This is a genomic window from Proteus vulgaris, from assembly GCF_016239305.1.
In the GTDB taxonomy this organism is placed as follows: Bacteria; Pseudomonadota; Gammaproteobacteria; order Enterobacterales; family Enterobacteriaceae; genus Proteus; species Proteus vulgaris_C.
This window is the reverse complement of the sequence record NZ_JAEHOQ010000024.1, coordinates 38,630-63,091: the sequence shown is the minus strand read 5'-3', so window position 1 is coordinate 63,091 and position 24,462 is coordinate 38,630. Positions and strand designations below refer to the sequence as shown.

Annotated in this window: 21 protein-coding genes; 17 read left to right on the top strand and 4 right to left on the bottom strand. The window is 39.4% G+C overall.

Translation table 11 applies throughout. From position 1 onward, the window contains the following. Positions 1-88: 88 nt before the first annotated feature. Positions 89-748 carry a GntR family transcriptional regulator gene (locus JEP40_RS15980; protein ID WP_198624355.1) on the bottom strand — a complete coding sequence of 220 codons (660 nt, stop codon included), beginning with the start codon at positions 746-748 and terminating at the stop codon, positions 89-91. 468 nt (positions 749-1,216) lie between these two features. Between JEP40_RS15980 and JEP40_RS15975 the strand changes: the two genes are divergently transcribed. The 7 genes from JEP40_RS15975 (at position 1,217) to JEP40_RS15945 (ending at position 8,767) form a co-directional block, all read left to right on the top strand. Continuing rightward, positions 1,217-2,467 carry an NRAMP family divalent metal transporter gene (locus tag JEP40_RS15975; protein WP_198624354.1) on the top strand — a complete coding sequence of 417 codons (1,251 nt, stop codon included), beginning with the start codon at positions 1,217-1,219 and terminating at the stop codon, positions 2,465-2,467. 13 nt (positions 2,468-2,480) lie between these two features. After that, a complete protein-coding gene (locus tag JEP40_RS15970; RefSeq protein ID WP_198624353.1) occupies positions 2,481-3,266 on the top strand; it encodes a LamB/YcsF family protein in 786 nt (261 codons plus the stop codon). A 2-nt stretch (positions 3,267-3,268) separates the two neighbouring features. Next, positions 3,269-4,075, top strand: a complete 807-nt coding sequence (locus JEP40_RS15965; protein ID WP_198624352.1) for a putative hydro-lyase — start codon at positions 3,269-3,271, stop codon at positions 4,073-4,075. 14 nt (positions 4,076-4,089) lie between these two features. Beyond that, positions 4,090-5,670 (top strand): 5-oxoprolinase/urea amidolyase family protein, encoded by a 1,581-nt coding sequence (locus JEP40_RS15960; protein ID WP_198624351.1) that lies wholly within the window; start codon positions 4,090-4,092, stop codon positions 5,668-5,670. Positions 5,671-5,686: 16 nt separating this feature from the next. Further along, the gene (locus tag JEP40_RS15955) at positions 5,687-7,432 is read left to right on the top strand and encodes an acetyl/propionyl/methylcrotonyl-CoA carboxylase subunit alpha (protein ID WP_198624350.1); all 1,746 of its coding nucleotides are present in this window, start codon (positions 5,687-5,689) and stop codon (positions 7,430-7,432) included. Positions 7,433-7,635: 203 nt separating this feature from the next. Then, the gene (locus JEP40_RS15950) at positions 7,636-8,433 is read left to right on the top strand and encodes a sulfite exporter TauE/SafE family protein (RefSeq protein ID WP_198624349.1); all 798 of its coding nucleotides are present in this window, start codon (positions 7,636-7,638) and stop codon (positions 8,431-8,433) included. 103 nt (positions 8,434-8,536) lie between these two features. After that, entirely contained in the window at positions 8,537-8,767 is a 231-nt protein-coding gene (locus JEP40_RS15945; RefSeq protein ID WP_072063842.1) for a hypothetical protein, read from the top strand. 37 nt (positions 8,768-8,804) lie between these two features. Here JEP40_RS15945 and JEP40_RS15940 read toward each other — a convergent pair whose 3' ends face one another. Then, the gene (locus JEP40_RS15940) at positions 8,805-9,245 is read right to left on the bottom strand and encodes a PACE efflux transporter (RefSeq protein WP_198624348.1); all 441 of its coding nucleotides are present in this window, start codon (positions 9,243-9,245) and stop codon (positions 8,805-8,807) included. Between the two features lie 110 nt (positions 9,246-9,355). Here JEP40_RS15940 and JEP40_RS15935 point away from each other — a divergent pair, with 110 nt between their 5' ends. Next, positions 9,356-10,258 (top strand): LysR family transcriptional regulator, encoded by a 903-nt coding sequence (locus JEP40_RS15935; RefSeq protein ID WP_196554890.1) that lies wholly within the window; start codon positions 9,356-9,358, stop codon positions 10,256-10,258. Here JEP40_RS15935 and narL read toward each other — a convergent pair. Next, entirely contained in the window at positions 10,255-10,908 is a 654-nt protein-coding gene (gene narL, locus JEP40_RS15930; RefSeq protein WP_198624357.1) for a two-component system response regulator NarL, read from the bottom strand. The two genes, JEP40_RS15935 and narL, sit on opposite strands and share 4 nt — an antisense overlap. 25 nt (positions 10,909-10,933) lie before the next feature. Then, entirely contained in the window at positions 10,934-12,739 is a 1,806-nt protein-coding gene (gene narX / locus JEP40_RS15925) for a nitrate/nitrite two-component system sensor histidine kinase NarX (RefSeq protein ID WP_198624347.1), read from the bottom strand. A 296-nt stretch (positions 12,740-13,035) separates the two neighbouring features. Between narX and JEP40_RS15920 the strand changes: the two genes are divergently transcribed. The 9 genes from JEP40_RS15920 to JEP40_RS15880 all read left to right on the top strand — a co-directional run bounded on the left by JEP40_RS15920 (position 13,036) and on the right by JEP40_RS15880 (position 24,455). Next, the gene (locus tag JEP40_RS15920) at positions 13,036-14,430 is read left to right on the top strand and encodes a NarK family nitrate/nitrite MFS transporter (RefSeq protein ID WP_198624346.1); all 1,395 of its coding nucleotides are present in this window, start codon (positions 13,036-13,038) and stop codon (positions 14,428-14,430) included. A 52-nt stretch (positions 14,431-14,482) separates the two neighbouring features. Then, positions 14,483-18,244, top strand: a complete 3,762-nt coding sequence (locus JEP40_RS15915; protein ID WP_198624345.1) for a nitrate reductase subunit alpha — start codon at positions 14,483-14,485, stop codon at positions 18,242-18,244. Next, positions 18,244-19,797, top strand: a complete 1,554-nt coding sequence (gene narH / locus JEP40_RS15910; protein WP_198624344.1) for a nitrate reductase subunit beta — start codon at positions 18,244-18,246, stop codon at positions 19,795-19,797. The genes JEP40_RS15915 and narH overlap by 1 nt, the downstream gene beginning before the upstream one ends. Then, positions 19,797-20,522 carry a nitrate reductase molybdenum cofactor assembly chaperone gene (gene narJ / locus JEP40_RS15905; protein WP_198624356.1) on the top strand — a complete coding sequence of 242 codons (726 nt, stop codon included), beginning with the start codon at positions 19,797-19,799 and terminating at the stop codon, positions 20,520-20,522. Before narH ends, narJ begins: the two co-directional genes overlap by 1 nt. Continuing rightward, positions 20,519-21,196, top strand: coding sequence for a respiratory nitrate reductase subunit gamma (narI, locus tag JEP40_RS15900; RefSeq protein WP_109409196.1), 678 nt, complete (start codon positions 20,519-20,521; stop codon positions 21,194-21,196). Before narJ ends, narI begins: the two co-directional genes overlap by 4 nt. Positions 21,197-21,570: 374 nt before the next feature. Then, positions 21,571-22,194, top strand: a complete 624-nt coding sequence (gene ycaC / locus JEP40_RS15895) for an isochorismate family cysteine hydrolase YcaC (protein WP_198624343.1) — start codon at positions 21,571-21,573, stop codon at positions 22,192-22,194. Between the two features lie 127 nt (positions 22,195-22,321). Next, the gene (locus JEP40_RS15890; RefSeq protein WP_198624342.1) at positions 22,322-23,518 is read left to right on the top strand and encodes a lactate oxidase; all 1,197 of its coding nucleotides are present in this window, start codon (positions 22,322-22,324) and stop codon (positions 23,516-23,518) included. 244 nt (positions 23,519-23,762) lie between these two features. Further along, positions 23,763-23,963, top strand: a complete 201-nt coding sequence (locus tag JEP40_RS15885; RefSeq protein WP_198624341.1) for a hypothetical protein — start codon at positions 23,763-23,765, stop codon at positions 23,961-23,963. A 243-nt stretch (positions 23,964-24,206) separates the two neighbouring features. Beyond that, positions 24,207-24,455 carry a hypothetical protein gene (locus tag JEP40_RS15880; RefSeq protein WP_198624340.1) on the top strand — a complete coding sequence of 83 codons (249 nt, stop codon included), beginning with the start codon at positions 24,207-24,209 and terminating at the stop codon, positions 24,453-24,455. The last annotated feature ends 7 nt before the right edge of the window (positions 24,456-24,462 follow it).

Sequence of the window (24,462 nt, the reverse complement as noted above, 5' to 3'; positions counted from 1 at the left end):
AGTGTTTTTAAATCTCATAATAATGAGAAAACACGTTATTCAGATGCCCCAATATAGGGCATTTTTATTTCTACTATTAATTGAATAATTAACAAAAATTATGGCGGGAGAACGCCGCGAGCACTGTTCTTTCTGAAATTTCCAAATAGTCTTCCATTGCTATTGCCGCTTCTTGTGCTTTTCCATCCATTAACAGCATTAAAATCTGTTCATTTTTTTCAATATAAGGCGCATGTAGCAATTGAGGATCATTTAACAAACCAAATGCTAAACGTAATTCAGCTAAAATAAGCTGATATTGTTTAAATAATCTGGGGCTATCAGAAAGCTCAGCGATAGCGGTATGAAAATGCATATTACAGGTTCCTACACCACTCCAATCTTGTTGCTCTTGAAATTTTTTTGCTTGATTAACACTATCTTGCATTCTAATAATGGCAGGGTGCATAGGATAAGAATGTCGTAATGCATCACATTCAATTAGCCGCCTTACACGATAAATATCCATAATAGAGGCCATATCTGGCACTGAAACAAAAACGCCACGATTAGGTTTATAAGTTAATAGTCCTTCTTGAGTGAGTACACGAAAAACCTCTCTCAAGGTATTACGAGATATCTCTAGCGTTTCACTTAATGCGGTTTCTGAAAGCCTTTCACCAGGAGGTAATTCTCCTATAGTGATTTTTTGCCGAATAATATTGGCGACTTTTTGAGAAAGAATTTGTGGCGATGTTTTTTTCTGCATTATCTTCTGCTATTAGCTCAATAGAAACGCCTATTCTATCAGTGAGCCTTACAATATATAACCTCTATTGTCACTGTATGTTGCACTTATCACTCTCTACAATATCGCTTTCTGTTTCTTTTTATTAAAAATAATTGATTTTTTCTTTATCAATTTTTAAGACTCAAATTTATTTATCTTTATTTAAATGCACTGTTTTTGTGCATCTTATCTTTTTATGCCTCATTCCCGTGCATTTTTAATACGAATAAATTACCTCAAATTGTCAATAAAATGTTAAAAATGCGATCTTCTTTGCACTTTTATCATCTCATATTTAAATCTATTTGCTTATTTATTCATCTATTATTATTAATTGTTCAACAATTTAATATCAGTTGATTAACAATCATGTATTCGTGCTCAACAATGGCATGCAAATTGCCTTAGTAATAATAATTAAAATAATGATGATAAAGGGGGTAGCTTATGGCTACACAAGATTCTGCAAATACAGCTTCAACTACGTTTATAAAAAGTAGACGTTCTTCTCTCATTGCCGCTATTTTTTTAATGGCAACTTCGGCCATTGGCCCCGGTTTTATTACACAAACAGCAACCTTCACGGCGACAATGGGTGCTGCATTTGCATTTGGGATCTTAGCGTCGATCGTGATTGATTTTATTGTGCAACAAAGTATTTGGCGAGTGATCACGGTAACCAATATGCGCGCTTCAGATATTGCCAACAAAGCTATCCCGGGAAGTGGCTATTTGCTAGCGATATTAGTTATCTTCGGTGGTTTAGTTTTTAACGTCGGTAATATTGCAGGTGCAGGATTAGGGCTTAATGCGATGGTTGGACTAGATCCTAAATGGGGTGGGATCTTAAGTGCATTACTTGCGATCTATATTTTTTCTTCACGCAAAGCCAGTAACTTTATTGATCGTATGATTATCATTCTTGGTATGGTCATGATCTTACTGACTGTTTTTGTCATGTTTGCTTCTAACCCTCCTATTGGTGAAGCATTAAGACAAACGGTTTTACCAGACTCTATTAACTTTGCCACAATTACCACGATAGTTGGTGGAACAGTAGGGGGTTATATCTGTTATGCGGGTGCTCATCGCCTTCTTGATAAGGGGACGACGGGCATTGAGAATATTGAAGCGGTATCGAGCGCTGCAACAAAAGGTATCTTAGTTGTTGGATTGATGCGCTACATTTTATTCCTTGCCATTTTAGGTGTTGTGGCTAGTGGCGTAACATTAGATATTTCTAGCCATGCTGCAAACCCTGCTTCACAAGCATTTCAACATGCTGCGGGTTTAACAGGGTTACGTATCTTTGGTCTTATCTTATGGGCGGCTGCTCTCACTAGTGTTATTGGTGCTGCTTACACCTCTATGTCATTTATCACTGTGTTTAAAAAAGGGATCACAGAACGCCAACGTAATATCGCAACCATTATCTTTATTGCTGTTTCATTAGCTATTTATATGATGATGGGTACAGCGCCTGCTGCTTTATTAGTCTTTGCCGGTGGTTTTAATGGTCTGATTTTACCTATTGGTATGACACTGTTTATTTTTGTTGCATGGCGTCGCCAAGACTTAATGAATGGTTATAAATACCCCGCATGGTTGTTATGGTCAGGCATTTTAGTCTGTGTGCTGACTTGGTATATGGGCATCATGTCAGTAGGTGCAATTTTCAACTACCTCAAGATTGCTTAAAGGAATAATAACAATGATAAATACCATCGATTTAAACAGCGATTTAGGTGAAAGCTTTGGTCAATGGACAATGGGCAATGATGATGCAGTACTTGAAATAGTCAGTAGTGCCAATATTGCCTGTGGTTTTCATGCGGGCTCCCCTGATGGAATTTTAAGAACATTAAAAGCGGCAAAACTACATAATGTCGCGATTGGAGCTCATGTTGCCTATCCTGATTTAGTGGGCTTTGGCCGTCGTAATATGGATATTGCCAGTGATGAATTAACCGCTGATGTAATTTATCAAATTGGTGCTTTGCAAGGATTAGCCAAAACTATTGGTGCGAGTGTGACTTATGTTAAGCCTCATGGTGCACTTTATAACACAATTGCCCATGATAAACGTCAAGCACTTGCTGTTATTGAGGCAATACTTGCTGTAGATCCTCAAATGGTATTAGTTGCTTTAGCAGGATCACCTTTGATTACACTTGCAAAAGAAAAAGGGCTTAGTGTAATAGCTGAAGCCTTTGCAGATAGAGCTTATCACGCTGATGGTACTCTGGTTTCTCGTAAAAAAGAGGGGGCTGTTTTACATGATCCGGAACGTGTTGCGCAACGTATGTTGCAGCTTGTACAAGAAGGTGGTGTTGAGTCTATAGAAGGTATTTTTACTGCTATAGATGCAGATTCTATTTGTGTCCATGGTGATAGTCCTGATGCAGTCAATTTAGCCAAAAGCGTAAAAGAAACTTTAATAAATCACGGTGTTGTAATTAAACCATTTGCGCCTGCTTTACTGAAAAGTGAGGGGTAAATATGACAAATTTAATGAAAGCAACTGCTGATGCAATCGCCAAAGCACAAGAGGCTCGATTAGCAATTCGTCATGGTTTAGCTATACCAACAGCAGGTATGGCGAAAGGAATGACACAAGCTAATATGATTAGTTTACCTCGTGATTGGGCATTCGACTTCTTACTTTATGCACAGCGTAACCCTAAAAGTTGCCCCATATTAGATGTTTGTGGATCAGGTAGTTATCGTACTGTTCTCGCGAAAGACGCCGATCTGCGTACTGACATTCCTCTTTATCGTGTTTGGGAAAATGGCAAATTAACGGATGAAATTACAGATGCTACAGCCATTTGGGCACAATACCCCGATCTCGTGACATTTCTTATTGGCTGTAGTTTCACTTTTGAAACACCAATGCTAGAAGCGGGTATTGAAATTCGACACATTACGGATAACTGTAATGTTCCGATGTATAAAACCAATCGCTTATGTCGTCCAGCTGGGCGATTAGAAGGCGAGTTAGTCGTTTCAATGCGTCCTATTCCTTCGGATAGAGTTGCTGATGCAGTAATGATCAGTGGTCGCTTTCCTTCGGTACATGGTGCTCCTGTACATATTGGTTCGCCTGATGCTCTGGGTATTAAAGATATTATGTCACCAGATTTTGGTTCACCAGTGAGAATTGAAGAAGGTGAAATCCCCGTATTCTGGGCTTGCGGTGTTACACCACAAGCGGCAGTGATGCGTTCTGGTGTTCCTTTTGCACTCAGCCATGCTCCGGGGCATATGTTTATTACTGATGTGCCCGATGCGGCTTATCACGTATAAGGGAGGAAGATACTTTGCGCTTTTTACCCGTTAACTTATCTCATTTACTTGTCGAACTCTCCTCTTTAAAAGAGACACTCGCATTATATGAATCCGTTAAACAAGCGGATATTGCTGCTATTCAAGATATTGTGCCTGCAGCGAAAACTCTCTTAATTCACTATACGCCGTGGCTGATCACGGCTGAAGAGCTTGTTTTTCAGCTTCGACAATTAGAAGTCAAAACGGTGTCAGCACGTCAAACACAATCATTAGTTATCCCAGTTCATTACCAAGGGGAAGATCTTAGTGAAGTGGCTGAGTTATTAGGTATAACCACAAATGACGTGATCCGCAGACATACCGAACAAAATTATCAAGTTGCATTCACCGGTTTCGCACCGGGCTTTGCTTATCTGATTACAGATGAAACCCAGCTCTATGTACCTCGTCGTAAAACACCTCGTACGCGAATTCCGGCAGGATCAGTAGGATTAGCGGGTGAGTTTAGTGGTATATATCCACAACAAAGCCCCGGCGGTTGGCAGTTAATTGGAACTACGGAAATAAAAATGTGGGATCTTTCCCGCGAACAACCCGCCTTTTTATTGCCAGGAAATGAAGTGCACTTTATTGACGCACAAAAAGCACCAATAACAGTTTCACTACCAGAAAAAAAATCAACAGTAGTTTCTTCTTCGCTCTCATTAAATGATAAAGGCTTATATGTCATTTCGGCAGGGTTACAGACATTATTTCAAGATGAAGGACGAATTGGTGCTGCATCAATGGGGGTTTCCGCTTCAGGCGCACTTGATAAACCCGCTTTACATGCGGCTAATCGTTTAGTGGGTAATCCAACAACCTTCGTTGCACTTGAGATAACTCAAGGTGGATTAACACTTAAAGCACGACAAGATTGTGTTATTGCCTTAACTGGGGCTGATTGTTCTATTTTACTAAAACATGAGTCGGGTGAAAGTGGATCTCTGTCAGGTTATCAACCTATTGATATTCGCTGTGGCGATGAAATTATCTTAGGTATGCCAAAAACGGGTGTACGTAGCTATCTTGCCGTGAGAGGTGGGTTTAAATTACCAAAAGTGTTAGGTAGTCATGCTTTTGATACCTTGGCACAAATTGGACCTAGTGCTCTGCAAGAAGGCGATGTTCTTCACCTTAATAACGAAAGCAGATCAAACAGCGTTATTGTTGAGGAACAACCCACATTAGCACTGCCAAAACAAGGGGATATCGTTACACTTGATGTTGTTTTAGGACCTCGTACGGACTGGTTTACAACTGAAGCTATAAAAACATTAACGTCTCAATTATGGCAAGTGACACCTCAGTCTAATCGTATTGGTTTACGTTTATTGGGCGAAACGCCTCTTGTGCGTGAGCAACAGCAAGAATTATCAAGTGAAGGCACCTGTATTGGTGCAATACAAGTACCAATTAATGGCCAGCCTGTTTTGTTTCTAAACGATCACCCATTAACGGGGGGCTATCCTGTTATTGGTGCTGTTGCTGAATATCACTTACCACTCGCAGGGCAGATCCCTGTTAACGCTAAAATTCGTTTTAATCCAATTACCGAATTTCAAGAATATTGATAGGAGAATGCCACTCATGACAACAATTAACCAAAAACAACGAGTGAAGCATCGAGTACTTATTGCAAACCGAGGCGAAATCGCCGTTCGTATCATTCGTGCTTGTCAGGATCATGGTGCCACTTCAATTGCTATTTATGCGAATGATGATATCGACGCGTTACATGTTCGCCTTGCTGATGAAGCTTATGGACTTAATGGAAATTTACCGAAAGAAAGCTATTTAGATATCAACAAAATTATTGATATTGCTCATAAAGCTAAAGCGACAATGATCCATCCAGGCTATGGTTTTCTTTCAGAGCGTGCGGATTTTGCAAAAGCAGTACAAGAAGCCGGATTTATTTGGGTAGGACCAAATCCTGAAACGATTGAGGTACTTGGCGATAAAGTGAAGGCGCGCAAAATTGCACAGTCAGTCGGTGCTCCTTTAGTTAATGGTACTGCTGATCCCGTTAATGATGCCAAAGAAGTATTAGATTTTGCTAAGCAATATGGTTTGCCAGTTGCGATTAAAGCCGCTTTTGGTGGTGGTGGGCGAGGCTTAAAAATTGCCCACAAAATGGAAGAAATTGAAGAACTCTATCATTCCGCGGTACGAGAAGCAGTCACCGCTTTTGGTCGAGGTGAATGTTACGTTGAACAATTCTTAGATAAACCTCGCCATATTGAGGCGCAAATTATCGCAGATAAATTCGGCAATGTTGTTGTTGTCGGAACGCGAGATTGTTCGCTACAACGTCGTAATCAAAAGCTGATTGAAGAAGCACCAGCACCTTATTTGAATGATGAACAGCGTCAACGTATTCATCAGTCAGCTAGCGATATTTGTGCTAAAGCGGGCTATGTAGGGGCTGGTACTGTTGAGTTTTTATTAAGCGCCAATGGGACTATCTCATTTTTGGAAGTAAATACACGTTTACAAGTAGAGCATCCAGTTACAGAAGAAACCGCAGGTATTGATTTAGTTATCGAGCAGTTACGTATCGCTGAAGGTTTGCCATTAAGTATTGATAAAACCCCCGTTCCACGTGGTCACTCTTTTGAATTTAGGATCAATGCGGAAGATCCCACAAAAGGTTTTTTACCTACACCAGGTTTAATTACACATTTTTCTGAGCCTTCAGGTCCAGGCGTACGAGTTGATAGTGGGGTTGCTGAAAATAATCAGGTTTCACGTCAATTCGATTCAATGATGGCCAAACTGATAGTGACGGGCGCAACTCGTGAACAAGCAATTTCTCGCGCTCGTCGCGCATTATCTGAATTTAAAATAGAAGGTGTGGCAAGTGTATTGCCTTTCCATTGCGAAATGATGGAACATACCGATTTTACTGAAGATTTTAAAGTGCATACCCGTTGGATTGAAACTGATTTTCAGGCAAAAAATACTTATTTCCCTCGAAGTACACCTGTAAAAAATGAAGAACTCGTTCGTACCTTTATTGAAATTGATGGCCGTCGTCATGAACTCGCTTTACCAGCTCAATTACTATCACTCTCTACGGTAATACCAACGGCCATTAGTGCTAATCATGAGAAAGAAGAGAATGAAAAAGCGGTGATAGCGCCAATCTCTGGCGTATTACATAGCTGGATCTTATCTGATGGTGATAAAGTCAAAGAAGGCGATGTTATCGCTATTATGGAAGCGATGAAAATGGAAGTTCAGGTGGTCGCATCTCGTGATGGGGTATTACAGCAAAAAGCTAAAACAGGTGATTACTTTTCAGCAGAAGCCATTTTGGCTGAAATAAATTAAGGGTATCAAAGAATTAATGCCTTGATTAATAAAAATAATACCTGTTTTTAATATTAGCCCTTTGATATGAGTAAATATCGTATTAAAGGGCTTTTTTATAATAACTTTATTTATATATCTATTTGTTATATTTAATTCCTTTTTGTTATAAGTTATTTTGCCTATAATCTAGGCTCGCTAAATTATCAGCAAAAGGAAATAAGATGTTACTCGTCTCACAACTGCTTATTGGCGCTGCAATAGGGTTAGTTATTACAACGACCGGAGTTGGTGGAGGCGTTATTTTATTGCCTGTTCTTATTTATCTTTTTGGTATGAATGCATTAGCAGCTGTGGCAACGGCTAATTTGCTGTCGATGCTAATGAAACTTTCGTCTTCTTATATCCATTTTCGTTTAGGAAATATTCCATTAAAACCCGCATTATTAATTTTGACGATTATGTTTCCTGCAACTTTTTTAGCGAGTTATGGGGTGACATGGTTAGGATCGCAACCTCAATATTACGATCGTGTTGAATCTGGTATTAATATTTTAATGATTGTTGCCATCGTGTTTTCATTGATCTTGTTTTTACAGCGAATGATAAGAAGATCAGCAATTTCAGATCCTTTAATTTCCTTGTCACCACCTTCATCTGTCACTTTTTCTTCTTTATTTATACCAGGAATGAGTGCAGGGTTTGTACTTGGAGCAACGGGAGTAGGGGGTGGATTGGTAGTATTGCCTGTATTAATGCGTTTTGCACAAATGGGAATTAAAGAGGCGATTGGTACCTCTATTTTTATTACAACTATTCTTTCGGGTGGCTCAGCTATCGCTTATAGTGCTGGTGGCTATACCGATGTACATACCGCACTTATTCTCTGTTTAGGCTCATTGCTTTCTATTCCGCTAGCACGTTACTTTTTAGTGTATTTATCAGAGCGTTTTTTCCAATACTTAACACTGTCTTTTATTCTGATCAGCATCATTATGATGAGTTGGAAGTTAATAAATTAACTTTATGTAATATCGAGTGAGTCAATTTTTCTATTATTATCTTTCGTTAGACTAAACTAATCTATCATCATTAGATTAACCCTTAAGAGCAAATAGAAACGAGATGAACATTAAAATAGGTGATGAATTTTTAGTTTATATGGCGCTAGGTGAAGAGAGCTATATGAAAGAATATTATCGTGTTGTTGAATTAGATACTCAGCTTTCTCAAGTAACGGGTAAGTTACTCAAAAGAACAACGGCTGATGATAAAAATATTGGTTTAGGTCGTTGTGAGTTAGAAGGCGGTATTGAGCAATTTGCATTAGAGGATATCTATCCTGTTAAAGAGTGATCTTAATTGAGATCACTCTTTTCAATTCGCGTGTCGTTTAGGCTACAGGCGCATTTTCAGGTAATGCAGATTTCGGTAAACCAAACACTTTGTCAAATACCCAGTTATAAACGAAAGTATAACAAGGGATAATGATGATCAGTGCAAAATCCATGACTAATGCTTGCCATAACGAAACATTCAGCCACCATGCAATTAACGGGATTAAATAGAGTACCAGTGTTAGCTGAAATCCAATTGCATGTATAAGACGGCGTCTAAAAGTTCGAATTCTTGAAATCTGCCGACTCTCCCAAAATTCAAACATACAGTTATAAACGAAATTCCAACTCACCGCGATTGTTGTTATCACTAGTGCTAATGGGCCAGTTACTGCTGTTGAGCTATCAGCCAAAAGAGCAAGCCCGACAGATGAAATAACCCACCCAAAAATCTCATAAGCTGTCACGTAGACAATTTTTCGTTTGATACCTTGCATTGTGCTCTCTTTTTCTGTGGATTAGTGTTGTTAAGCATCGTAAGATAAATCAGCAAGAATGACAGAAAAAGTCAGCTAGTATCAATTTTACTGAAACATCAGGAGCGAACATGCAGTTTTCAAGTGAACATATTGCGATATTTTTAGCCGTGATGGATAAGGGATCTTTCTCTGCGGCAGCACGTTCATTAAAACGCGTTCCCTCTGCGGTCAGTATGGCGATTGCCAATATGGAGGCTGAATTAGGTTATGCACTTTTTGAACGTTCATCACGAGAGCCTCAGCCAACCGAAAAAGCCAAAGCACTTGAACCTCATGCCAGAATGATCGCAGAACAATTAAAATTGTTACAAGTGCATGCGCAAGAACTTTCAATGGACCTCGAAAGTGTCTTAAATATTGGTGTTGCAGCTGATATTAATCCTGATTATTTATTGCCTGCATTATCTGAATTAACGCAACGTTATCCATTACTTAATGTGAATGTGATAACCGCGGCACAAGATGACATTATTGAGATGTTGCATTCGCATAAAATTCAATTGAGCCTAGTTTATGGGGGATTGTATGTGAATGGTGATGAACAGTTTCAATATCTTGGCTCTGAGTCATTGGTCGCAACGATATCCGCAAGTCATATTGCATTAGCACATCCTTCTGGCGTATTTATTGAGGATTTAGTGAATGTTCGCCAAATTATGATAGCAAGCCATACCAAAGAGTTGAGAGATGAGCGTTCATTAGTAGCGACAAATTATTGGCAAACGGATAGTTTTCAAATGGCATTAGGTATGGTTGAAGCGGGAATGGGCTGGGGAAATTTACCGTATTCGTTGATTTATACTCAATTGCAAAAAGGTAAATTAAAGCAACTTCAGTTTAAAAATACGAAGAATGAATTGCGATTGCCTATTCATGCCATGTGGCTAAAAGGAGAGTCGTTACAAAAAGGGGCGAAAGAGTTAGTTGAGCTGATGAGTTCTCATCAGCCCATTGTCCCTAATTTTGATTAATCGACACGTTGTTGATGAACCCAGACGGCAACTTCAACGCGAGATTTTAGCTTCATCTTTTTCAGTAAATGTTTAACGTGTACTTTGACCGTACTTTCTGTGATATCAAGTTTACGTGCGATCATTTTATTGGATAGCCCTTGCGCTATTAGTTTTAAAATATCACGTTCACGGGGGGTGAGTTGTTCTATATCACGCTCACCTCCAGTACGATCTTCACGTAATGATTCAGCTAAAATAGGCGTTAATGCAGGACTGACAACCATTTTTCCGGCAGCCGCCTGTTTAAGTGCCGCAAGCAATTCTTCAGGCTCCATATCTTTTAAAAGATAACCATCAGCACCACGTTTTAACGCTATCACTAAATCATCGCTGTAGTTTGATACACTAAACACAACGATCCTTCCTGATAATGACTTTAATCTCAACTGATCAAGCGTTTCAAAACCATTCATTCCTGGCATATTCAGATCCAGCAAAATTAAATCAGGATCTAATTCTTCAGCGAGTTTTACGCCTTGAATACCATCACCGGCTTCCCCAACGACAGTTAATGTTGTATCAAGACTTAAGAGTTGCTTTACGCCATTGCGTAACATTGGGTGATCATCAATGAGTAAAATTGTCGCTTTTTCTGTGGGTGATCCCATGTTATTCATTACGACTTGCTCCATGTTAGACAGGGTCTTTATGAGTAGTGATTAATGGAAATTTAACAAGCACTTGAGTACCGCCCTGTTCACGTACTTTTATAGTATAAGAGCCATTTAGGCTATTTGCGCGTTCACGCATAATAATAAGTCCATAGTGATTTAATTTTTCAGGGTTAGGACTAATCCCTTCACCATTATCGTTAATTTTTAGTTCAATAATGCCATTATCAAGAGACAAAGAGACCTCAGCCCAATTGGCATTGGCATGTTGTAATATATTATTCAATGCCTCACGTACAATTTGGACCACATGAATACTCTGATGTGAATTCACGCACTTTGCCGGTAATTGATAGTCAAAATTAATAGCAAACCCAAGGCGCTGATTAAATTCATTCAGTGTACTTTCTAATGCTGCCAATAATCCCGGCTCAGTAAGTTTTAAACGAAACGTAGTTAACAATTCTCTTAGCTGACGATAAGCCACGTTAAGCTCTTCCCGCATCTCTTTAAGTAATTTTTGGCAATTATCCGGTAAGGTTTCTGACTGCATTTGCAAATAACTGACTTGCATTTTTAAACATGAAAGTGATTGTGCGATGGAATCATGTAATTCACGGGCAATAGCTGAGCGCTCATCCATGAGTAAAAGCTGTTGTTGTTGCTCATTTTGTTGTTCCATTGCCAGCATGGCAGAGATTTGTTTTGTCAGTAATAACATTAAATTATTCTGTTCATCAGTCAGGACTGTATGTTCAGGTAACTGCATAACAAATAATCCATAACGATGGATCTGATCAGCTAATTCCCAATGCAATAGTTCACTGCGCAATGGAATAGTCGCTGAGGCTGTTTCATCACAGCGCTCACATTGTTGATCTGGGCAATGCTCGGGACGTGAGTGCGGTTCTAAACTGACTTCATTAAACAACGTGTGATGATTATCTTCATACAAACGTATCTGAGAATAGGCATCAGGAATAATTTGTTGAAGTTCAAATAGTATCTGTCTTAATCGAGCGCAAAGAGGGGCTGGGGAATGTAATTGCTGGCTTGAATGATAAAGGTAAGAGAGTACTTTATTTTTCTGTTGTAAGTCGTGCGTTTTTTCTATCACTCTTTTTTCTAATTCGCTATACAGCGTTGAAAGCTCTTCTGACATGGTATTGAGTGCAATACCTAATGTTGCAATTTCATCATGATGTGCTCGTTGGTGGAAGCGGGCTGAAAAATTACCATGACCAATTGAATTCGCCATTTGCATTAATTGTTGCCAAGGATGCAATAAACGGCGGCGGAAATGCCAGACGGAGCCAAATAACAGTAAGAGTGTGAGTGCGGTAAATATAAGCTGAGTGTAAGCCACCAGCCTTATTTTTTGTTCTGTTAACTGATCTATGCTTAATACTAGTTTGTCTAATTGAGAAACAAACAGAGCAACCTCTTGTTTTGCATCATTTTGTTGTTGTGCATAGAGCAAGGTTGGTTTTAAGGTTTCCTTCCAATACGTATTTAACTGGGCATATTGTGATTGTAACGAGGCATTACTCAGGACTTGAAGTAACTCATTGCTGTCTAAATCGGTTTCTAATTCATGAAGGTAATAACGATGTTGTTCATCTAATGGTAAAGCAGATAGCAAGCGATAGCTCTGCATACGCAATGATCCTGACTTATTAATCGCGTGCGCGTTACCTTGTACACTCAAAATAATATGGTTAGAAATTGCCATTCCTACCACACCCAATAGAGTGAAAAGTAACATTAATATCGCTATCTGATTAATAATTGAAAAACGGTAGTGCCATTGGATTTTATGCGTGCTCATCGTTTTTTTCCAAGTTTATTCCGTTGCTATCTTGCCTTAAAAAGGGATCAAATGTCATATACTACTAAAGTATTACCTCTAAATATCAGGTAGGGATAATTTCATCTCTAAATTATTGTACTTTTTATTTAACCTTATCATTTATAATGATAAATCAGGAGTAACCCTATTAACACTTAGGTGTAAATAGCTACTTTAGCTTAAAAATCAAACAAATGTTTGCTTGATACAGATCATGACTTATTAACAATTCTAATCGTAAAAAGGTGCCAATCTAACCGTTAATCGAGGTTGTTATGGCACTCACTCAACACCCAAAAAAAATGAGAAAAGGGGTGATCGAAGATTGGCATCCTGAAGATAAAGCTTTTTGGGAAAAGACTGGTCAAAAGATCGCTTCACGCAATTTATGGATTTCCGTTCCTTGTTTACTCTTATCATTCTGCGTATGGATGCTTTTTAGTGCAGTTGCAGTAAATTTGAACAAAGTAGGTTTTAACTTTACCACAGATCAGTTATTTATGCTGACCGCACTACCTTCAGTGTCGGGTGCTATTTTACGTGTTCCTTATTCCTTTGTTATTCCTATTTTTGGTGGTCGTCGTTGGACGGCAATCAGTACCGTATTTTTGATTATTCCTTGTCTCTGGCTGGGTTTTGCGGTGCAAGATACAACAACATCTTACGCAACCTTTATTGCTATCTCACTGTTATGTGGTTTTGCTGGAGCAAATTTTGCATCCAGTATGGCAAACATCAGCTTTTTCTTCCCTAAAGCACGTCAAGGTGGGGCATTAGGATTAAATGGTGGATTAGGTAATCTGGGGGTTAGCGTTATGCAATTAGTCGCACCATTAGTGATTGGTGTTGGCGTTTTTGCAATGTTTAGTGGTCCGGGTGTTGTTCAGCCAGATGGTTCACGTTTATGGTTAGAAAATGCTGCGTGGATCTGGGTTCCTTTCTTACTTATTCTGACATTTGCGGCATGGTTTGGTATGAACGACCTTGCGGCTAATAAAGCCTCTTTAAGCCAGCAATTACCTGTTTTAAAACGAGGTCACCTCTGGTTATTAAGTGTTTTATATCTGTGTTCTTTTGGTTCATTTATCGGCTTTTCAGCGGGTTTTGCGATGTTATCTAAAACCCAATTCCCAGATATCGTTATTTTACATTATGCCTTTTTTGGACCTTTATTAGGCGCCTTAGCTCGCCCTGTGGGTGGAGCATTGTCTGATAAATTTGGAGGCATTCGAGTCACGCTAATTAACTTTGTCATCATGGCAATTTTCTCTGCTCTACTCTTCTTAACACTACCTGAAAACGGTGCTGGTGGTTCATTTATTGCGTTCTATGGCGTCTTTATGGTGCTGTTTTTAACCGCCGGTTTAGGGAGTGGCTCTACATTCCAAATGATTGCGGTGGTATTTAGAAAAATCACTGTTGATCGTATGAAAGCACAAGGTGCTTCAGATGAAGCAGCTCAAAAAGAAGCAGTAACAGAAAGTGCAGCAGCGCTGGGTTTTATCTCTGCAATTGGTGCAATTGGTGGCTTCTTTATTCCTAAAGCCTTCGGTACATCGCTTGCGATGACCGGCTCGCCGGCCGGAGCCATGAAAATCTTTGTTCTATTTTATATCGCCTGCGTCTTGATCACTTGGTTGGTCTATGGACGTAAACACAATAAACAATAATGACGAATTATACGCAATGTGAGAGCGCTCGCGCGCATTGGGAGAGTATCTGATGAGTAAGTTTCTCGATAGATTCCGCTATTTTAAACAGCTTGGCGATACCTTTTCAAAGGATCATGGCCAAGAATTAAATGTTAATCGTGACTGGGAAGATGGTTATCGTAGTCGCTGGCAACATGACAAAATTGTTCGTTCCACTCATGGTGTTAACTGTACAGGTTCATGTAGCTGGAAAATTTATGTCAAAAATGGGTTAGTAACTTGGGAAACCCAACAAACGGATTACCCACGCACACGCCCTGATTTACCGGATCATGAACCTCGTGGTTGCCCTCGTGGCGCAAGTTATTCATGGTATTTATACAGCGCAAACCGCGTTAAATATCCCATGGTGCGTAAACGCTTAATTAAATTATGGCGTGAAGCCAAAGTACAACACAGTGATCCTGTCGATGCTTGGGCTTCAATCATTAGCTCTCCAGAAAAAACGAAAAGCTATAAGCAAGCACGTGGACGTGGTGGTTTTGTTCGCTCTTCATGGTCTGAAGTGAATGAAATTATTGCCGCTTCTAACGTGTTTACAGCTAAAGAGTATGGCCCTGATCGTATTATCGGCTTTTCGCCAATTCCGGCTATGTCGATGGTGTCATACGCTGCGGGTGCGCGTTATTTATCTCTTATTGGTGGGGCATGTTTAAGTTTCTATGATTGGTATTGCGATTTACCACCAGCATCGCCAATGACATGGGGAGAGCAAACAGACGTTCCTGAATCGGCGGACTGGTATAACTCTTCTTACCTAATTGCATGGGGCTCTAACGTACCGCAAACGCGTACACCAGATGCCCACTTCTTTACGGAAGTCCGCTACAAAGGAACAAAAACCGTTGCGGTCACCCCTGATTATGCTGAAATCGCTAAACTATGTGACCAATGGTTAAATCCAAAACAAGGTACTGACAGCGCAATGGCAATGGCGATGGGACACGTTATTCTTAACGAATTCCACGTTAAACGCCAAACTGAATACTTTAGTAACTACGTGCGCACTTACACAGACATGCCAATGTTAGTGATGTTAGATAAACATGACTCTGGCAATTTAGTTGCGGGTCGCATGCTACGTGCTTCTGATTTAGTGAACAATCTCGAACAGGAGAAAAACCCAGAGTGGAAAACCATTGCTATTGATGAGAAAACACAGCAACTGGTTGCTCCTCAAGGTTCAATGGGCTTTCGTTGGGAAGGCGCTGCTAAATGGAATCTTGAGCCTAAAGACGGTAAGAGTGGCGAAGACGTCACTTTACAACTGGGGCTTTTAGAGAGCCACGATGATGTTGTTGATGTTGCATTTCCTTACTTTGGTGGCATCAAGAGCGAATACTTTGAAGGGGTAGCTCTTGATGATGTTCTTGTTCATAAACTGCCTGCTAAGCGTATTACACTTGCGAATGGCGAAGAAAAATACGTTACAACTGTCTATGACTTGTTATTAGCAAACTACGGTATTGATCGTGGCCTAAATGATGAAAACTGCGCATCAAATTACGATGAGATCAAAGCATATTCACCAGCATGGGCAGAAAAAGTTACGGGGGTAAACCGCCAAGATATTACCCGTATTGCGCGTGAATTTGCAGATAACGCAGAAAAAACACATGGTCGTTCTATGGTGATTGTCGGTGCGGGTATTAACCACTGGTATCACATGGATATGACCTATCGTGGCATTATTAATATGCTAATTTTCTGTGGTTGTGTCGGTCAAAGTGGTGGTGGTTGGGCACACTATGTAGGACAAGAAAAATTGCGGCCACAAACAGGCTGGTTGCCTTTAGCTTTTGGTCTTGATTGGCAACGTCCACCTCGACATATGAACAGTACATCGTTCTTTTATAATCATTCCAGTCAGTGGCGTTACGAAACTGTATCACCAACAGAGTTATTATCACCGTTAGCGGATAAATCGCGCTTTAGTGGTAGTTTGGTTGATATGAACGTACGTTCAGAGCGCATGGGGTGGTTACCATCGGCACCTCAATTAAATTTAAACCCTCTGTCTATTGCGAAAAAAGCCCAAGAGGCGGGCGTTAGTGCTGCTGATTACACCGTTAATGCATTGAAATCAGGTGAAATCCGTTTTGCTTCAGAGCAACCTGATAATCCACAAAACTTCCCACGTAATTTATTTATCTGGCGCTCTAACTTATTAGGTTCGGCGGGTAAAGGACATGAGTATTTACTGAAATACTTACTGGGAACCGAAAACGGATTACAAGGTAAAGATTTAGGCGAGCAAGGCCAAGTTAAGCCACAAGAAGTGGAATGGCAAGATAAAGGTGGTGAAGGTAAAGTTGATTTAGTGGTGACTTTAGACTTCCGTATGTCAAGTACCTGCCTTTTCTCAGATATCGTTTTACCAACCGCAACATGGTATGAAAAAGACGATATGAATACGTCGGATATGCATCCCTTTATTCACCCATTAACGGCAGCCGTTGATCCTGCTTGGGAGTCTAAAACAGACTGGGAAATCTATAAAGGTATCGCTAAAACCTTCTCTAAATTGTGTGTAGGTCATTTAGGGATTGAAACTGATTTAGTGACATTACCTATTCAACATGACTCCGCGGCAGAAATGGCACAGCCTTTCGATGTGAAAGATTGGAAAAAAGGTGAATGTGACCTTATCCCAGGTAAAACAGCACCACACCTTATTCCTGTTGAGCGTGATTATCCAAATACTTATGCTCGCTTTACCTCACTTGGCCCTCTGATGGACAAATTAGGTAATGGCGGTAAAGGGATCAGTTGGAATACACAAACAGAAGTCGATTTCCTGAAAAAACTTAATCGAGTTCGTCATGATGGTGTAGCAAAAGGGCGTCCAGCGATTGAAACAGCCATTGATGCAGCTGAAGTTATCCTCTCTTTAGCGCCGGAAACTAACGGTCAAGTGGCTGTAAAAGCGTGGGATGCACTAAGTAAAGTGACAGGGCGTGATCACACTCACTTAGCCAAAGTGAAAGAAGACGAAAAAATTCGTTTCCGCGATATTGTTGCTCAACCCCGTAAGATTATCTCAAGCCCTACATGGTCTGGTCTTGAAGATGAACATGTCTCTTATAACGCCTGTTATACCAATGTTCACGAGATGATCCCTTGGCGCACATTAAGTGGCCGTCAGCAGTTATATCAAGATCATGAGTGGATGCGTGCTTACGGTGAAAGCTTAGTGGTTTATCGCCCACCAATTGATACTAAGGCAATTGATGCGGTTAAAGGTAAAAAACCAAATGGCTTCCCTGAGAAAGCGCTGAACTTTCTGACGCCTCACCAAAAATGGGGTATTCACTCGACCTATAGCGATAATTTACTGATGTTAACGCTAGGCCGTGGTGGCCCTGTAGTGTGGCTGAGTGAAGATGATGCCAAAGAGATGGGAATTAGCGATAACGATTGGGTTGAAGCGTACAACAGTAATGGTGCGTTAACTGCAAGAGCGATTGTTAGTCAACGTATTCCTGATGGCATGATTTACATGTATCACGCACAAGAGCGTCAAATAAACCTACCAGGCTCTGAAGTGACTGGAATGCGTGGTGGTATTCACAACTCTGTGACGCGTGTTTGCCCTAAGCCAACCCATATGATTGGTGGATACGCTCAATTGGCTTATAGCTTTAATTACTACGGTACTGTTGGCTCTAACCGTGATGAGTTTGTTGTAGTGCGTAAAATGAAACAGATTGATTGGCTTGATGGTGAAGGTGATGCTTATCAACAGACCCTGAATGGACAGGAGAAGGCATAATGAAAATTCGTTCACAAGTCGGTATGGTACTCAACCTCGACAAATGTATCGGTTGCCATACCTGTTCAGTAACCTGTAAAAACGTATGGACTAGCCGTGAAGGTGTTGAATACGCATGGTTCAATAACGTTGAAACAAAACCGGGTATAGGGTATCCACAAAATTGGGAAGATCAAGAGAAGTGGAAAGGCGGCTGGATCAAAAATATTAAAGGTAAATTAGTACCAAGAATGGGTAACCGTGTTGGTTTATTATCTAAAATTTTTGCTAACCCAGATGTCCCAGCATTGGACGATTACTATGAGCCATTTGATTATGACTACGAGCATTTAAAAAATGCACCAGAAGGCTCATTACCGACGGCACGCCCTCGTTCGCTGATCACCGGTCAACGTATGACTAAAATCGAAAAAGGCCCAAACTGGGAAGATGATTTAGGGGGCGAATTTAGCAAACGAGCTGCGGATAAAAACTTCGCTAATATGCAAAAAGAGATGTATGGGCAGTTTGAAAATACATTCATGATGTATTTACCACGTTTATGTGAACACTGCTTAAATCCTGCTTGTGTGGCGACTTGTCCAAGTGGCGCGATTTATAAACGAGCTGAAGACGGCATTGTGCTTATCGACCAAGATAAATGCCGTGGATGGCGCATGTGTTTAACCGGATGCCCATACAAAAAAATCTATTTCAACTGGAAAAGCGGTAAGTCAGAAAAATGTATTTTCTGCTATCCACGTATTGAAGCCGGTCAGCCAACACTGTGTTCAGAAACTTGTGTAGGTCGTATTCGTTATCTGGGTGTAATGCTGTATGACGCAGATAAAATCTCACAAGCTGCCAGTGCGGATAATGAAAAAGATTTATACCAAAGCCAGTTAGATATCTTCTTAGATCCCTTCGATCCTGAAGTGATTGCAGCCGCAGAAGAACAAGGTATTCCGTTCAGTGTGATTGATGCAGCACAGCGTTCACCTGTGTACAAAATGGCAGTGGATTGGAAGTTGGCATTACCACTGCATCCGGAATATCGCACCTTACCAATGGTTTGGTATGTACCACCTTTGTCACCTATTCAATCTGCTGCTGATGCGGGTGTGTTACCACATACAGGTGTTTTGCCTGATGTAGAAAGCTTACGTATTCCAGTTCAGTATTTAGCAAATTTACTGACAGCTGGGGATACTGCACCTGTGTTATTAGCACTAAAACGCATGTTAGCGATGCGTCATTACAAACGTGCTGAAACCGTAGAAGGAAAAACTGATTTAAGTGCATTAGAGCAAGTTGGTTTGACTGAAGCACAGGCACAAGAGATGTACCGTTATCTTGCCATTGCAAATTATGAAGATCGCTTTGTTATTCCATCAAGCCATCGAGAACTTGCAAGAGAAGCTTTCCCAGAACGTAATGGTTGTGGTTTTAGTTTTGGTGATGGTTGCCATAGTAGTGATAGCAAATTTAATTTGTTTAATAGTCATCGCATTGATGCGATTGATATCACTTCAAAAACACCTCAGGATGAACGTCGTTCAGAGGAGAAAATATGATGATCTCTCTGAAAGTTATTTCTCATCTTTTAGATTATCCCACACAAGAATTGTGGGATAACCGTGGCGAGCTTATTGACGCATTACAGGAAGCCGACGAGCTTCCTGTGACTCAAGTTGCAAAATTGATGGCCTTTATTCACGCTTTAACGCAACAAGAGTTATTAGATGCGCAATCTAACTACAGTGAGCTTTTTGATAGAGGTCGAGCACGATCACTGTTGTTATTTGAACATGTACATGGTGAATCTCGCGATCGTGGTCAGGCAATGGTTGATCTGCTCAATCAATATCAGCAAGCGGGGATCACACTAAGTAGCCGTGAGCTCCCTGACTATTTACCTACTTACCTTGAGTATTTAACACTTTTACCTACAACAGAGTGTATTGAAGGACTAAACAACATTGCACCTATTTTGGCACTGTTAGGTGAGCGTTTAAAACAACGAAGCAGTGATTATCACGCTCTCTTTGATGTATTACTTTGTCTTTCGCAAAGTGGGCTAGAAGCATCACAACTCACTGCTCAAGTAGAAAAAGAGCCTTTGGATGATACACCAGCTGCGTTAGATGCGGTGTGGGAAGAAGAACAAGTGACGTTTCTTGGCGAAGGTACGCAATGTGGCAGTAGCAATATTAGCCAACATCAGCGTCGCTTTGCACAAGAAACCGCAGTTCAATATCTCAATGTAGGGAATTCGTTGGATACGGGAGCACAAAAATGAATTACATCAATATGTTATTTTTTGATATCTACCCCTATATTGCTGGTGCCGTTTTTATTATCGGTAGCTGGTTACGCTATGATTATGGGCAATACACTTGGCGTGCAGGCTCTAGTCAGATGCTAGACAAGAAAAATATGCGATTGGCTTCTAACTTATTCCACGTTGGGATCATCGGTATTTTTGCAGGGCATTTTTTAGGTATGTTAACGCCTCACTGGATGTATGAATCATTCTTGCCTATTGAATATAAACAAATTATGGCCATGGTAGGTGGAGGTACTTGTGGTGTGCTAATGCTGGTGGGAGGCGTGATGTTATTAAAACGCCGTTTAACCAACCCACGTGTAAGAGCCACATCTTCATTTGGTGACATCATGATTTTAACGCTACTGGTTATTCAAGTGGCATTAGGTCTGCTGACTATTCCATTCTCAGCCCAACATATGGACGGTAGTGAAATGATGAAGCTGGTGGCTTGGGCACAATCTATTGTGACATTCCACGGTGGCGCTTCAGCAAACCTTGAAGGTGTTGCATGGGTATTTAAATTGCATATCTTCTTAGGAATGACGATTTTCTTATTATTCCCATTCTGTCGATTAGTCCATATTTGGAGCGTACCTGTTGAGTATTTAACTCGTCGCTATCAAATTGTCCGTAATCGTCATTAATGAATGATCCATCTCCTGATAGTAAGTTAGAGACCTTTTAGTTGCGCTTATCTCACCCCCGCCCGCGGGGGTTTTTTTATCTCTTTTTCCTGCCCCAAAACATCAACAAAATTTTTGAATAGTTAAAACAATAATCTTTAGATTCATTTAAGAATGATTGCACTTATAATTCTTTTCAACGAAACGAATAAATTTATATAAATAAGCAGTTAATTAAATATCGTGATATTTAATTAAAATTAAAGTTTACAATCGATTATTTATTATTAATAAATGCATTCAAATGTAAATTTAAAATTATCTGAGTATTGTTATATAAATTTGGTGCTATGATTTAATTGAGTCTTACCTCTATTAAACTATCGGAGATTATTATGAGCTTTAAATATCATCGTATTGATAAGAATAATGCCGCTGTTCTGTTGGTAGACCATCAAGCTGGGTTACTTTCTTTAGTGAGAGATATTGAGCCAGATAAATTCAATAATAATGTATTAGCGTTAGCCAATGCTGCTAAATACTTTAATTTGCCTACCATTTTAACCACCTCTTTTGAAGACGGCCCTAATGGTCCTCTAATGCCTCAACTCGTCGAAATGTTTCCTGATGCCCCTTATATAGCCCGCCCTGGACAAATTAATGCTTGGGATAATGAAGACTTTGTCAAAGCCGTTAAAGCGACAGGTAAAAAACAACTAATTATTGCTGGTGTTGTGACTGAGGTTTGTGTCGCATTCCCTGCATTATCAGCACTTGAAGAAGGTTTTGAAGTGTTTGTTGTCACTGATGCTTCCGGTACTTTCAATTCCATTGCTCGTGACTCTGCGTGGGATAGAATGTCAAAAGCTGGTGCTCAATTGATTAACTGGTTTGGTTTGGCTTGTGAATTGCACCGTGATTGGCGTAATGATGTCGAAGGATTAGGCACACTGTTTGCTAACCATATTCCAGATTATCGTAATCTTATGACTAGTTATAACACATTAACAAAAAAGTAATCGATTAATTTAAGTTTTTCCTAAAAATAGGGCTTATATTATTTTTCGGTAAATATAATTTAATGAAAATTTAAATTTATTAAATTATAGATATAAGTCCCTAATTAAATAAATAAATGGATCAGAAATGAAAAACAAACTATTAAAAACAACCGCTATTGCGATGGCATTAAGCGTAGGTGTTGCACAAGCGGCTGAATATAAAGCGAGTACAGCAGAAGGCCCAATTAAAATAGTTAACTTAAAAGCCATGGAAGCACAAGTTCAGGCGAATATGGAAAAAGGGGCTTTTGGTTATATTCGTGGTGGTGCAGAAGACGAAAATAACTTACGTTCAAATACGACAGCATTTGATAAAAAATATATTATGCCCCGTTCATTACAAGGCATCGAATTTTCTGATATAAATCTAAAAACAGAATTTTTGGGTATTAAATTAGATACGCCTATTATTCAGGCACCGATGGCAGCTCAAGGGCTTGCTCATCAACAAGGCGAAGTTGCCACAGCAAGAGGTATGGCGAAAGCGGGTTCTCTTTTCTCATTAAGTACTTATGGGAATAAAACCATCAAAGAAGTGGCTGATGCTCAACCAGGTTATCCGTTCTTCTTCCAGCTCTATATGAGCAAAAATGATGCCTTTAACGAGTATATTTTATCTCAAGCGAAACAGTATGGCGCTAAAGGTATCATTATGACTATCGACTCTTCGGTTGGTGGCTATCGTGAAGATGATGTGAAAAATAATTTCCAATTTCCATTAGGTTTTGCCAACTTAGAAGCATTCGCAAAAATTAGCGATGATAAATCTAAGACAGGTAAAGGTGTGGGTATCAGTGAAATTTATGCTCAAGCAAAACAAGCCTTCACACCAGAAGATATTCAGTATGTGAAAAAAATGTCTGGCTTACCGGTGATTGTAAAAGGTATTGAATCACCTGAAGATGCAGATGTTGCCATTAAAGCAGGTGCCGATGCGATTTGGGTTTCTAACCACGGTGGTCGTCAATTAGACAGTGCTCCAGCAACGATTGATATGTTGCCTGCCATTGCAAAAGTCGTAAACAAACGTGTTCCTATTGTTTTTGACAGTGGTGTACGTCGTGGCTCACACGTATTTAAAGCCCTTGCAAGTGGTGCTGATGTGGTTGCGATTGGTCGTCCAATTCTTTATGGCTTAAATTTAGGTGGTGCTGAAGGGGTCAATTCAGTTATCCAACATTTAAATAAAGAATTAAGAATTAATATGATGTTAGGTGGTGCGAAAACAGTAAAAGATATTCAAGCCACTAAACTTTATACTGATGCCAGTTTTAATCAATAATTAAAAATGTATTAAAAAGATAAAATGAACTGCACTTAAATTAAATATTAAGTGCGGTTTTATTTTTATATAAAAATAAATATATAAATTATAGTGTCATGTTTTTATATCACTATTTTTATAATGGATTATTAAATGGGTAATAATGTTGGAAAGGATTTTAGTCTTATAGAAAGAAATGAAATAATAGGAAAGTCTTGTATTTGATAAAAATGAAAATGTTATTATAGATAATGGTAATGAAATGTTTGGTAATAATACCCCTAATATATTAGGAGGCTATGCAAAACATGGATTTGATGCATTATCTCAGTATGATAACAATCAAGATAATAGAATTGATAATAATGATGTAATCTGGTCTTCTCTAAATCTATGGGTAGATAAGAATATTAATGGAGAAACAGATATTGATGAGTTAGTTGAATTGAGTGTTCAGGTATAGAAGCTATAAACTTAATATATGAGAATAATGGAATTATAGATGAAAATGGCAATCAATTTTTATTAACGAGCTCTGTTATATGGAATGATGGCCGTCATACTGAAATTTCCGATATCGTATTTAATACACATATTTCTTCTCAATAGAATAATACCTTACTTAATAGTGATGATATATGGTTATGAAAAATAGATGGATTAAAATCATTTTTTTAGTACGGCAATTATGTTAAGTGGAAACACAATGGCTGATATTCTTGTCCCTGATAAAGTTTATTCTCATGAGCCCGATTTTCTAGCATCATCCAGCATAAAAATGCCAAATACAAAAGATGAATTTTATAATTTAATAAAACTTGCAGATAATGGTAATAGTGAAGCTAATTGGATGGTTTCAGTTATTTACCAGCAAAGTGGAAATAGTGCAGAAGCTGAAAAATATTATCAACGCTCTATTGATAGACAAGATAATTATATGGGGCCACAGCCGTAAATTTAGG

Excerpts from the sequence above, each read along its gene's own strand:
- JEP40_RS15980 (WP_198624355.1), bottom strand. The coding sequence starts at position 748 with ATGCAGAAAAAAACATCGCCACAAATTCTTTCTCAAAAAGTCGCCAAT.
- JEP40_RS15975 (WP_198624354.1), top strand. The coding sequence starts at position 1,217 with ATGGCTACACAAGATTCTGCAAATACAGCTTCAACTACGTTTATAAAA.
- JEP40_RS15970 (WP_198624353.1), top strand. The coding sequence starts at position 2,481 with ATGATAAATACCATCGATTTAAACAGCGATTTAGGTGAAAGCTTTGGT.
- JEP40_RS15965 (WP_198624352.1), top strand. The coding sequence starts at position 3,269 with ATGACAAATTTAATGAAAGCAACTGCTGATGCAATCGCCAAAGCACAA.
- JEP40_RS15955 (WP_198624350.1), top strand. The coding sequence starts at position 5,687 with ATGACAACAATTAACCAAAAACAACGAGTGAAGCATCGAGTACTTATT.
- JEP40_RS15950 (WP_198624349.1), top strand. The coding sequence starts at position 7,636 with ATGTTACTCGTCTCACAACTGCTTATTGGCGCTGCAATAGGGTTAGTT.
- JEP40_RS15945 (WP_072063842.1), top strand. The coding sequence starts at position 8,537 with ATGAACATTAAAATAGGTGATGAATTTTTAGTTTATATGGCGCTAGGT.
- JEP40_RS15940 (WP_198624348.1), bottom strand. The coding sequence starts at position 9,245 with ATGCAAGGTATCAAACGAAAAATTGTCTACGTGACAGCTTATGAGATT.
- JEP40_RS15935 (WP_196554890.1), top strand. The coding sequence starts at position 9,356 with ATGCAGTTTTCAAGTGAACATATTGCGATATTTTTAGCCGTGATGGAT.
- narL (WP_198624357.1), bottom strand. The coding sequence starts at position 10,908 with ATGGGATCACCCACAGAAAAAGCGACAATTTTACTCATTGATGATCAC.
- narX (WP_198624347.1), bottom strand. The coding sequence starts at position 12,739 with ATGAGCACGCATAAAATCCAATGGCACTACCGTTTTTCAATTATTAAT.
- JEP40_RS15920 (WP_198624346.1), top strand. The coding sequence starts at position 13,036 with ATGGCACTCACTCAACACCCAAAAAAAATGAGAAAAGGGGTGATCGAA.
- JEP40_RS15915 (WP_198624345.1), top strand. The coding sequence starts at position 14,483 with ATGAGTAAGTTTCTCGATAGATTCCGCTATTTTAAACAGCTTGGCGAT.
- narH (WP_198624344.1), top strand. The coding sequence starts at position 18,244 with ATGAAAATTCGTTCACAAGTCGGTATGGTACTCAACCTCGACAAATGT.
- narJ (WP_198624356.1), top strand. The coding sequence starts at position 19,797 with ATGATCTCTCTGAAAGTTATTTCTCATCTTTTAGATTATCCCACACAA.
- narI (WP_109409196.1), top strand. The coding sequence starts at position 20,519 with ATGAATTACATCAATATGTTATTTTTTGATATCTACCCCTATATTGCT.
- ycaC (WP_198624343.1), top strand. The coding sequence starts at position 21,571 with ATGAGCTTTAAATATCATCGTATTGATAAGAATAATGCCGCTGTTCTG.
- JEP40_RS15890 (WP_198624342.1), top strand. The coding sequence starts at position 22,322 with ATGAAAAACAAACTATTAAAAACAACCGCTATTGCGATGGCATTAAGC.
- JEP40_RS15885 (WP_198624341.1), top strand. The coding sequence starts at position 23,763 with ATGTTTGGTAATAATACCCCTAATATATTAGGAGGCTATGCAAAACAT.
- JEP40_RS15880 (WP_198624340.1), top strand. The coding sequence starts at position 24,207 with ATGGCTGATATTCTTGTCCCTGATAAAGTTTATTCTCATGAGCCCGAT.